Here is an 11,548-nt window from a genome sequence, read left to right on the forward strand (position 1 = left end):
ATTTATCGAACCGCCTTCTCTGCCAGAGACTCCGCCAACCCGGAGCGTCTGGCAGAGAATAAATTTTAGAGTATGCATAAGTATTACTTATAAAAGATTTAATACTGATTAAATGAACATCTGCGCCTTTTGATAGAGAATGGCTCATATGACTTATTACTCTTTAATCGAAAGAGAATCGATTATGGCAGGTACACCAAACTTATATAGTCGTCAGGTTGAGACTCAGACGCTAATTCGTCAGCTAAGGCAATTGCTAGGACTTACACAAAAGCAATTTGCAGCTGAGGTTGGGGTAACCCTGGTGACAATCAATCCTTGGGAAAATAATCGAGCCAAGCCGCTACCCCTGGCACTCAAGCAAATTAAAGTCAAGCTTCATGAAATGGAGAATTCACCGATTGAAGCCTATCGAACAGGTGCTAAATCCCTACTGCTCGATTACTTTGGAGAAGCGTGATCAGGGGAATGGATGCTGAATTTTCAAACTTTATTTGAATCAATACCGGGATTGTATATTGTCTACTCACTCGACTTTGTGATTGTCGGGGGAAGTGATGCTTACTTCCGAGCAACAAAAACCAAACGAGAAGAAGTCGTTGGTCGTTCTTTGTTTGAGGTTTTTCCAGACAATCCCGATGATCCAAATGCTACTGGAGTTCGGAATTTGCGTGCCTCGCTCTCAAGCGTGCTGAAGTATCGCAAGCCTCATACGATGGCAGTGCAGAAGTATGACATTCGCCGCCCCGAATCAGAAGGCGGTGGTTTTGAGGAGCGGTATTGGACGTTAACCAACTCGCCAGTCTTTGATGAAAACGGTGAGATGACGCACATTATTCACCGAGCCGAAGATGTTACTGAGTTTGTGCGGGTGCAGCAACAGCGAAATGAGCAGCGTCAGTTGAATCAATCACTCCAGTCTCGCACCGAGCAGATGGAGATGGAAATCTATGCCAGAGCGCAGGAGTTACGAGAGGTCAACGAACAACTGCAAGCGGCGGGGGGAGACAAGGGGAGTATTGCCAAGGAATTCTCTTTATCCTCGGAAGTTCTGTTCGTCGAAGACGTTGGCGTACCCCTACGGGGAAGCGAGCTACGCACAGCGTCTCCCTTAGGAGAAGCCATCGCTGGAAGTCTTTGCTCAGACTTCTCTCATTATCCCCTTAAAAGCGTGTCCTCTTCCTCTGCCCGAATTTTGCTGGCAGATGACAACGCTGACATGCGCGATTATCTGCGGCGATTGTTGAGTCAACGGTATGAGGTTGAGGCAGTCGCCGATGGAGCTGCGGCTCTGGCTGCGATCCAGGCACAGCGTCCGGATTTGATTCTCAGTGATGTGATGATGCCGGAGCTGGATGGGTTTGAGTTGCTGCGTCAACTGCGGGCTGACCCCCAAAGGAGCGAATTGCCCGTGATTTTGCTGTCAGCGCAGGCGGGCGAAGAGTCACGTGTGTCAGGATTGGCAGCGGGAGCCGATGATTATTTAATCAAACCGTTTTCGGCTCGTGAACTACTGGCTCGTGTTGAGTCAACCTTAAAACTGGCAGAGATCCGCAAACAAGCGGCTCAGGCACTACAAGCCAGTGAACAGCAGCTTAAACTCGCCCTTAAGAGCAGCAAACTCGGCTCCTGGCAATTTGATCTCAAAACAAACGTTCTGTCTACTTCTGACCAGTGCAAAGTCAACTATGGTCTACCCATTGACGCTGATTTTTCGCACCAAGTTCTGATGGAAGGGATTCATCCAGAGGATCGGACTTGGGTGCAGGCGGCAATTCAAGACTCGATTACCAACCGCACCGATTACGATGTGGAGTACCGGACTGTTTGGGACGATGGCAACACGCACTGGGTAATCGTTCGGGGGCATCCGATTTACGACGAGGCGGGTAATCCTGAGCGGATGGTTGGGATATCACTCGATATTACCAATCGCAAACAAGCCGAAGTTGACTTACGGGAAGCCCATGTGCAATGGGAGGCCGCTTTAGCGGCAGGAGCCATTTACACATGGCGGTGGAAGATTCCGGAGAATCTGGTGATCGTGAATGCAGCCTTTGCTAACTTGTTTGGCGTTGACTCTGTGGAGGCGGCGATCCGCTTACCAATTGAACTGTTTATACAGGCGATACACGAAGAAGACCGCCCACGAGTGGTCGCTGCAATTAACCAGGCAATTGAAACTGGCAAAGAATATATCAGTGAGTACCGCGTTTATACGGTGACGGGTGAGGAGCGATGGCTTGCCGCACGCGGTCGAGTTGAATATGCTGCTGATGGCAAACCGATTGCTTTTCCTGGGGCCCTGGCAGACATCACAGAACGCAAACAAGCCGAATCCGCTTTGCGGCAATCTGAGAAACGTTATCGAACCCTGTTTGAGTCCATTGACGAAGGTTTTTGTGTGATTGAAGTGCTATTTGATGCAAACAGTAAGCCGATCGATTATCGCTTTTTAGAAATCAATCCAGCGTTCGAGAAACAAACGGGACTGAGCAACGTACAAGGCAAAAGGATGCGCGAGTTGACTCCAAATCATGAAGAGTATTGGTTTGAAATTTACGGCAAAATTACGCTAACGGGGGAACCCCATCGCTTTGAGAATCGCGCCGAAGCCCTGCACCGTTGGTTCGACGTGTATGCGTTTCCCATTGGGCAGCCAAAGAGCCGAAAAGTTGCGGTATTGTTTAATGACATCACCGATCGCAAGCAAGCAGAAGCAACCGTGCAAGCTAGCAACCAACGGCTGAAGCTACTTTCAGAAGTCGCCAACGATCTCTTGCTCAACGAAGATCCCAAGGCATTTTTAGCGAGTTTGTTTGAAAAGGTTTCGACTCATTTAGGACTCGAAGTTTACTTCAATTACTTGTTTCAAGAAGACCAGCAACGCCTTGAGCTATACACCTCTGGAGGCATCTCAGAAGACGTTGCTTTATCCGCTAAATTTTTGGAGTTAGGGCAGGGGGTAGGTGGTTATGTGGTGCAACATCGCAAGCCAGCTATCGTTGAAAATGCGCTCTCAACAACTGATCCACTTGCTGTTAGAGTTCAGTCAATCGGTATCAGAGCTTATGCCTGTTATCCGCTGATTGTGGGCGATGCCTGCGGCGGGCAAAGCCAACGCGTCTTGGGCAGCCTGGGACTGGGAACTCGTCAACGCGATCGCTTTACCCGTGACGAACTCGATCTCATGCAAACGGTTGCTAATCAAGTCGCGGCTGCCTTAGAACGATCGCGCCTGGTTGCAGAACTACAGGCACGAGCTGAAGCGTTAAATCAAACTAATCGTATTAAAGATGAGTTTTTAGCGGTTCTCTCCCATGAGTTGCGTACTCCCCTGAATCCAATTCTGGGATGGTCAAAACTGTTGCAGGGGGGAAAGCTTAATGCTGAAAAAACGAATATTGCGATCGCCACAATCGAGCGCAATGCCCAGCTACAGGTGCAACTGATTGATGACTTGCTAGACATTTCCCGGATTCTGAGCGGCAAAATGAGCTTATCAACTTCACCCATTGACCTGATTACAGTAATTTCAGCCGCGCTGGAAACGGTTCGGCTAGCCGCAGAAGCTAAATTAATCCAAATTCAGACGATCATCTCGCCCGTTCTAGGAGTGGTAGTCGGGGATGCAGGGCGATTGCAGCAGGTTGTGTGGAATCTGTTGTCGAATGCCGTTAAGTTTACACCTCAAGGAGGGCAAGTCACGATTGCGCTATCTCAAGCTGAAAATCACGTCCAAATTCAAATCACCGATACCGGAAAAGGAATTCGTGCCGACTTTCTACCCTACGTATTTGAGCATTTTCGACAAGAAGATGGCGCAACCACCCGCAAATTTGGCGGGTTAGGGTTGGGACTGGCGATCGTGCGCCAAATTGTGGAAATGCACGGGGGAACGGTAACAGTAGACAGTCCAGGTGTTGGGCTAGGAGCGACATTTACTGTTCAAATTCCGCTTACGCCTCAGTTAACTCAAGCACCAACCTTAAATCAATCACCCGTTAAGGATAGTGATTTAAGCGGTATTCACATTTTAATCGTCGATGATGAAACGGACTCGCGGGAGTTCATCGCTTTTGTTCTAGAGCAACATGGCGCGATCGTCACTGCTGTCGCATCTGGGACTGATGCACTGCAAGCGATCGCTCAATCCATTCCCAAGATCATCATCAGTGACATTGGGATGCCACAGATGGATGGCTACATGCTGATCCGACAAATTCGTGCCTTTGGGCTTGAGCAAGGGGGACAAATTCCCGCTATTGCCTTAACAGCTTATGCCACAGAAGTGGATCAGCAGCAAGCGATCGCCGCTGGATTTCAACGTCACGTTGCTAAACCGATTGATCCAGAGGTTTTGGTGGCGATCGTTGTCGAAATCTGGACTTCTATGCTATTCCCTTAGTACAGCATTTCATTAATTCGTAGCGAATCAAATTTAGCAATACCCTGCAATCCCAATGCGTCGGCTGACAATGCCAATGCGTCGGCTGACAATGCCAATGCCTCATTTGACAATGCCAATGCGTCGGCTGACAATGCCAATGCCTCATTTGACAATCCTAATGCGTCGGCTGACAATGCTAATGCCTCGTAATGCGTTGGCTGACAATAAAAAACGCTATGCTTTTACGCAAAACTGTACTTAGTTGAATAAAGACTTTGAGATTGCTTCTCTACACTACCTGCGAGTTCGCAATGACGGGTTTTGGATCATTTATTTTTTAGAACACTCTAACTGTTAAAAAATGCCTGGAATAATCAGAAAAGTTAGCCTACAGAAGGCTAGTAAACAGATAAGCAGTTATTTTATAACATCTATCATAAGAAATAAAAATTGTATTCCTTTAGTGAGAGCCAAAAATAGTTAGTCATAGATACTTTAGGGAAAGTAGAATATGATTTAGGTTTCTGCTGAAAAGTTGATAATTGTAAGTACACAGATAAATATGATTTATCTGTGTAATTTCGTGTTTATACGTAGTCTAACAAAAGGTGGAGGCGCTGATTTATCTCGTCTTGAAAGTCAACAATGTAAACATCGTTATCTAGTGGAGTTGCCATGTCTGAATTGCTTCAAGCAGTCTTAGATAGTGAAGAAAGAAGTGATTTGCGTTCCTTTATTAGTGAATTACGCCAACAAGAAAAGAAGTACTTGCTGCGGAACGACATACTGAATGTATATAGTGAGTATTGCTCAAAGTCCCAGAAACCTAAAGCTTTTAACACTTTCTCTGAGTTAGGCAAACTTATTTACTATACTCAGGAAATTATTCAGGAGGACTCAAACTTCTGTTTCATCATCCGTTCTAAGATTGCCAGCCAAGAAGTTTATTGGTTGACATCAGACTTGAGCATTGAGCCGATGACGGTGCAGGATTTGTTGGATCTGCGCGATCGCTTGGTGAACAAATTTCATCCTAACGAGGGCGGCCTGCTAGAATTGGACTTCGGCCCGTTTTATGACTACTCTCCAACAATCCGCGACCCGAAAAATATTGGTAAGGGGGTGCAATTCCTCAACCGCTATCTTTCCAGCCAACTATTTCAAGACTCCAAAGAATTGCTGGATAGCTTATTTAATTTCTTGCGGCTGCACCAATACAAAGGGGTTCAACTGCTGATTAACAATCGCATTCAATCACAGCAGCAACTTTCAAAGCAAGTTAAGAAAGCTATCGATTTTGTTAATAATCGCCCCGATGATGAACCCTATGAACAATTCCGGTTCCAATTGCAGACAATGGGTTTTGAACCGGGTTGGGGTAATAATGCAGAGCGCGTGCGGGAAACCCTAAATATTCTCGATGAATTGATTGATTCTCCCGATCCCCAGACCTTAGAAGCCCTGATTTCTCGTGTTCCGATGATTTTTAAAATCGTCTTGGTGTCAGCTCACGGTTGGTTTGGACAAGAGGGAGTGTTGGGGCGTCCCGATACTGGCGGTCAGGTGGTTTACGTTCTTGACCAGGCAAAGAGTCTAGAGAAGCAGCTACAAGAAGATGTCCTGCTTGCTGGTTTAGAGGGATTGAACGTCCAGCCAAAGGTAATTATTCTTACCCGTTTGATTCCCAATAATGATGGCACTCTGTGTAATCAACGACTGGAAAAAGTTCTCGGTACTGAAAATGCCTGGATTTTGCGAGTACCTTTACGGGAATTTAATCCTAACATGACTCAAAACTGGATTTCCCGGTTTGAGTTTTGGCCTTATCTAGAAACTTTCGCCATTGACTCAGAAAGAGAACTGCGGGCAGAATTTCACGGCAGACCTGACTTAATAGTTGGTAACTATTCTGATGGGAACTTAGTGGCATTTTTACTAGCGCGACGGCTGAAAGTTACTCAATGCAATGTTGCCCATGCTTTGGAAAAATCTAAATATTTGTTCAGTAACCTCTACTGGCAAGAATTGGAGGATAAATATCATTTTTCATTGCAATTCACAGCTGACTTGATTGCAATGAATGCTGCCAATTTTGTGATCAGCAGCACTTACCAAGAAATTGTCGGCACATCAGATAGTGTGGGACAGTACGAATCTTATAAGTGCTTCACCATGCCAGAGTTGTATCATGTAACGAATGGGATTGAATTATTTAGTCCCAAATTTAATGTCGTACCGCCTGGAGTCAACGAAAATTACTATTTCCCCTACTCGCAGACTCAAGACCGAGTAGAGAGCGATCGCCAACGCCTTGCAGAAACACTCTTTACTCTGGAAGACCCGGCGCAAATCTTTGGCAAACTCAACGATCCTAACAAGCGTCCTCTCTTCTCAATGGCACGTCTTGACCGCATCAAAAACCTCACAGGTTTAGCTGAATGCTTTGGTCAAAGTAAAGAATTGCAAGAGCATTGCAACTTAATTTTGGTGGCGGGTAAATTGCGCGTCGAAGAATCAGACGACAACGAAGAACGTGACGAAATCATCAAACTCTACCAAATTATTGACCAGTATGATCTCCACGGGAAGATTCGCTGGCTGGGTGTGCGCCTGTCTAAAACTGATTCTGGTGAAATTTACCGAGTGATTGCTGATCATCAAGGAATTTTTGTACAACCAGCTTTATTTGAAGCTTTTGGTTTGACAATTTTAGAGGCGATGGTTTCAGGATTACCGACTTTTGCCACACAGTTTGGTGGTCCACTAGAGATTATTCAAGATAAGGTTAATGGCTTTTATATTAACCCAACGAATTTAGACGAGACAGCCGCAAAGATTGTGGACTTTATTACTAAATGCAATCAAAACCCTAATTATTGGAATGAGATTTCGCAGCGAGGAATTGACCGAGTTTTCAGCACTTACACTTGGAAAATTCACACTACCAAGCTGTTATCATTAGCACGGATTTATGGCTTTTGGAACTTTACCTCGAAGGAAAATCGGGAAGATTTATTGCGCTATATAGAGGCTTTGTTCTATTTAATTTACAAGCCCAGAGCGCAACAGCTATTAGAGCAGCACAAATATCGATAATAAATTAGGAGTAAAATAAGTGAGGAGTAGCGAAATAAGTGAGGAGTGAAAAGTGAGTAATTATGAAAATCATAAATTTTCCTAACTCCTAACTTTTGACTCCTAACTAAATTGTTAACGCCCGCCAAGTTCGTTGACCAACTATTCCATCCACTCTTAAATTCCGCTGATTTTGAAAGGCTTTGACAGCAATCTCTGTCAGTGCCCCAAAAATCCCATCCACTTTAACAGCATAACCGTTAGCCACTAACAGCTGTTGTAAGGCTCTGACAGCAACACCAGAGCTACCGAAATACAGAGTTGGCATAGGTTGGCTACTAAACTTCTGGAACCGTCCTGTAACCTTTGCACGAACTTTACCTCCAGACTGAGAATACTTCTTAGACTCATCTAAGTTAGAAGAAGCTAGGAACTGATTCTTTTTGCTGATTTTCTTAAGTATGTGTTCTTTATCTAGTGCGATCGCACAGGGAGAAGCCTGGGAAACCTCATTTGTTTGCATGAATTCAGGTGGTGTGACTTGAGCAGTTATCTCTAACTGACTCTGTTTTGACTGGTTTACGTCATTTTCCATCTGAAATAATTGCTGCTGTGGCAAATTGGCCCCAGATGCTTGTCTTATTGTTAACACGCCCGTCATCATCAGGCCAATTTCAGTCATTGTAGTTCATTTTACTTCAAGCAATATTTCTTTTAACCAACAACATTGTTGCTGTCTAGGATAGTGCATACTGACCCAATAAAAAAGTCATGTACTAATTTTTTCAGATAATATTGTCAGAATCATATTTGCTTACCTCCTATTCCATCTAATCAGACTAATATTATTAGCTTTGTGCTTTTTTTATCTTTAATCAATCCCTAAAGTTGTTAGAGATGGTATTGAAATCAACGGTTTAGAGAATAACATACTATATGACCATATGGGAATGCCATCAAGCAAATTTGCCTAGTTATCTTTGGATCGCGCTTGGTATGATAATGCTACTTTTATCATATTTATACTGCAAGCCAAAATACTACTTAATTCATAGAGTCACTTTTTTAAGTATTGATTAATGCAACATTTGGCAGTAATAATCAACTTTTATTTTCAAACAACTTGTCCTCCCTCAGAATGGATTATAAAATTTTGAGCAATCACTTTTATCTCATAAAATACATATTGGTCGTCGCCGTATTATCTGGTTTTACTAACTTCACTCTGGAAGTATTCAGCCATAATTTCTAAATATTTGCTTTGTGATTGAATCTGTATGGCTACTTCGCCGTATTCTTGGAAAGCGCATACTTCGACCTTAATAAAATGAAAGCGCACAACGTTGTTGCACGGACTTGAATTTGAACTAGAGTTTAGACTACTGTATGACAAAATTACACAAGGGCACTGAACATAATGTCTGTGCAATTCTCTTGCCTAAACTGGGTTAATTTTTATATCATTTTAAAATGTTGAGAAAAAAGCACTTTCATAAAAAGTGCAAGGTGTAGCCTGCCCTTAGACATCGCTTAGTATACCAGTTGTGGATAAGATGTTGAAAAACTTTTTACTTTTTCTCATCTCGCCACAAAGCAATACCACCTAATAAACCAGTGATATTGGGGATGAGTTTTACATTTAACGGTAGCTGGAAATTCACTCTTACGGCTTCACCACCGCCAATGTAAAGGTAATCATAATTGAACAGATGTTGCAAGGATGCGATCGCTTTTTCTAAACGCCTATTCCATCTTTTTTCACCAATTTTTTCTAACTCTGCACGCCCCAACTGCTGCTCATAAGTCTCTCCTTTGCGAAACGGATGATGCCCCATTTCCATATTTGGCACCAGCTTACCATCTACAAATAAAGCCGAACCAAACCCCGTACCCAGAGTAATCACTAATTCTACACCTTTAAGAGCGATCGCTCCAAACCCCTGCATATCTGCATCATTAATCACCCGCACAGGCTTGTTTAAGTGTTTTGATAATGCTGTTTCCAAATCAAATCCGATCCAATCTGGATGTAAGTTTACCGCTGTTTCCGTGATTCCAGACCGCACCACACCGGGAAAACCTACCGAAACGCGATGAAATTCACCTTGAGCGGCTGCTAACACAACAATTGCATTAATTACAACCTCCGGTGTAGCCGGTTGGGGTGTATCTAAACGCGCCCTTTCCGTTACAGGATTCCCCGTAATATCTAAAACCATAGCCTTAACGCCACTACCACCAATATCTACCGATAGAGTCCGAATCGATCCATTTTCTTCAACCATTAGCTTAAGTCCTTGTTATTAGTCCCTATTTGGTTATTATCCTCCGCTGCATCTTGATTAGACTGGATATAGCTAGAGTTCTTCACATGGGGATTTACAAGCGATCGCTCCCAATTTACACATAGGAAAAAATCCGGCTTGCTTTGGGCGGGGTTATACAGCAGTTTTCTTTTGCATGAAGTACAAAGCTACGGATTTGGAGGCAGTCCGACTTGAGGCAGAAGGTAGAAACTTTTTATGAACCTATCCCAACTAATCCCCAAATATGATAGCCTATTTCTGAATTGAGAAGAGTGTATCAAGCGATGGTAGGACGTTTCCAGGGGTTAAGCGATCACGGATGAGAAAGGCTTGATTGACCTTGCAACTATCCATATATAGATTCAAAGGATTTTATTAGTGGGATAGGGTCATATATGATGAAAGAGTCTTGCGTTTTCTACCTCACTTACTTACAAACTGCTATAACTAAATTACTGAGCGTCCCTAATCTTCAATCCTACAAATCGGAATGCTAATTGTAAACTGTGAGCCATGTCCTGAAACTGACTCGACTTCTAGTGTTCCTCTATGCTTTTCTACAATAATTTGATAAGCGATCGCTAATCCTAAACCAGTTCCTTTACCCACGTCTTTAGTAGTAAAAAATTGTTCAAATATACGCTGTTGTACTTCTCTAGACATTCCTATCCCATTATCACTAATTTGAATTAATATAAATTTTTGGTCTTTAGTTAGTTCTGTGCGAATTTTGATTTGAGGTGTGAATTCGATTTCCGATTTAGCTAATATAGAATTGGGAGTTAGGAATTGAGTTGGTAAGGAAGTTAATTTATCTACCTCTGCTTTCTCTGTTTTCGGGAGTTGCACATTATTAATCTTCTCATCAATTGCATCAATAGCATTGGATAAAAGATTCATAAATACTTGATTCATTTGTCCGGCATAGCACTCTATAGGTATTATTTCACCGTACTCCTTAATCACTTCCATAGTTGGACGCTTTTGTGTAGCTCTCAAGCGACTATGCAAAATCATTAAAGTACTATCAATACCTATATGTAAATCAACTTCTTTGATTTCCGCTTCATCCAATCGTGAGAAAATTCGGAGCGATAGCACAATTTCTTGAATGCGGTTAGATCCCACCATCATTGATGATAAAAGTTTAGGAAGGTCTTCCTGGAGAAAATCTAATTCAATAAATTTTGAAAATTCTTGAATTTCTTGGATAGTATCTGGTGTATAATTTTCGTATAATTGCAATAATTTTAATAAATTGTCAATATATTTTTGAGCATAAATTAAGTTGCCAGAAATAAAACTAACTGGATTATTAATTTCATGAGCAATTCCGGCTACCAATTGTCCCAAAGAAGACATTTTTTCTTCTTGTACTAACTTTAACTGCATTCTCCGCAGTTCTAAGTGGACATTGATCCGGGCTAAAACCTCTTCATGTTCAATAGGCTTAGTAATATAGTCTACCGCACCCAGATGCAATCCCTTAACTTTTTCCACAGTTTCAGAAAGCGCCGTCATAAAAATCACCGGAATATCTTTAGTTTTTGGGTTATTTTTTAGACGACGGCAGGTTTCAAACCCATCAATTCCTGGCATCATTACATCTAATAAAATTAAGTTTGGTAATGTCTCTTGCGCTTTTTGTAATGCACTTTCACCGCTCTTGGCAATAGAGACTTTAAAGCCAGAATTGTTTAAAATATCAAATAGAACCTTGAGGTTATTTGGAATATCGTCAACAATTAAAATCAATTCTTTTTGAGAATTATTCATT

The 11,548-nt window shown here is 42.7% G+C and carries 7 protein-coding genes; 3 read left to right on the forward strand and 4 right to left on the reverse strand.

Going from position 1 to position 11,548, the window contains the following annotated elements; translation table 11 throughout:
* The first annotated feature begins 148 nt into the window (after nt 1-148).
* Together V7L29_RS20580 and V7L29_RS20585 are read left to right on the forward strand one after the other, a co-directional pair.
* Complete coding sequence (locus V7L29_RS20580) at nt 149-460, forward strand: helix-turn-helix domain-containing protein (protein ID WP_334688461.1); 312 nt, start codon at nt 149-151, stop codon at nt 458-460.
* 12 nt (nt 461-472) lie between these two features.
* Nucleotides 473-4,408, forward strand: coding sequence for a response regulator (locus tag V7L29_RS20585; protein WP_334736653.1), 3,936 nt, complete (start codon nt 473-475; stop codon nt 4,406-4,408).
* Here the strand turns inward: V7L29_RS20585 and V7L29_RS20590 are convergent.
* A complete protein-coding gene (locus tag V7L29_RS20590; protein WP_334688463.1) occupies nt 4,405-4,584 on the reverse strand; it encodes a hypothetical protein in 180 nt (59 codons plus the stop codon). The two genes, V7L29_RS20585 and V7L29_RS20590, sit on opposite strands and share 4 nt — an antisense overlap.
* Before the next feature lie 481 nt (nt 4,585-5,065).
* Between V7L29_RS20590 and V7L29_RS20595 the strand changes: the two genes are divergently transcribed.
* Nucleotides 5,066-7,486: a sucrose synthase gene (locus V7L29_RS20595; RefSeq protein ID WP_334736654.1), complete on the forward strand. Its 2,421-nt coding sequence runs from the start codon at nt 5,066-5,068 to the stop codon at nt 7,484-7,486.
* A gap of 106 nt (nt 7,487-7,592) precedes the next feature.
* Here the strand turns inward: V7L29_RS20595 and V7L29_RS20600 are convergent, their stop codons facing one another.
* From V7L29_RS20600 to V7L29_RS20610, 3 genes are all read right to left on the reverse strand, one after another.
* Nucleotides 7,593-8,147, reverse strand: a complete 555-nt coding sequence (locus V7L29_RS20600) for a peptidoglycan-binding domain-containing protein (RefSeq protein ID WP_334688465.1) — start codon at nt 8,145-8,147, stop codon at nt 7,593-7,595.
* Nucleotides 8,148-9,033: 886 nt separating this feature from the next.
* A complete protein-coding gene (locus V7L29_RS20605; protein ID WP_334688466.1) occupies nt 9,034-9,750 on the reverse strand; it encodes an ROK family protein in 717 nt (238 codons plus the stop codon).
* Nucleotides 9,751-10,236: 486 nt separating this feature from the next.
* Nucleotides 10,237-11,547, reverse strand: coding sequence for a sensor histidine kinase (locus tag V7L29_RS20610; protein WP_334736655.1), 1,311 nt, complete (start codon nt 11,545-11,547; stop codon nt 10,237-10,239).
* Between the last annotated feature and the right edge of the window lies 1 nt (nt 11,548).

Origin of the sequence: Nostoc sp., from assembly GCF_036916575.1 — a bacterium.
Taxonomy (GTDB): Bacteria; Cyanobacteriota; Cyanobacteriia; order Cyanobacteriales; family Nostocaceae; genus Nostoc.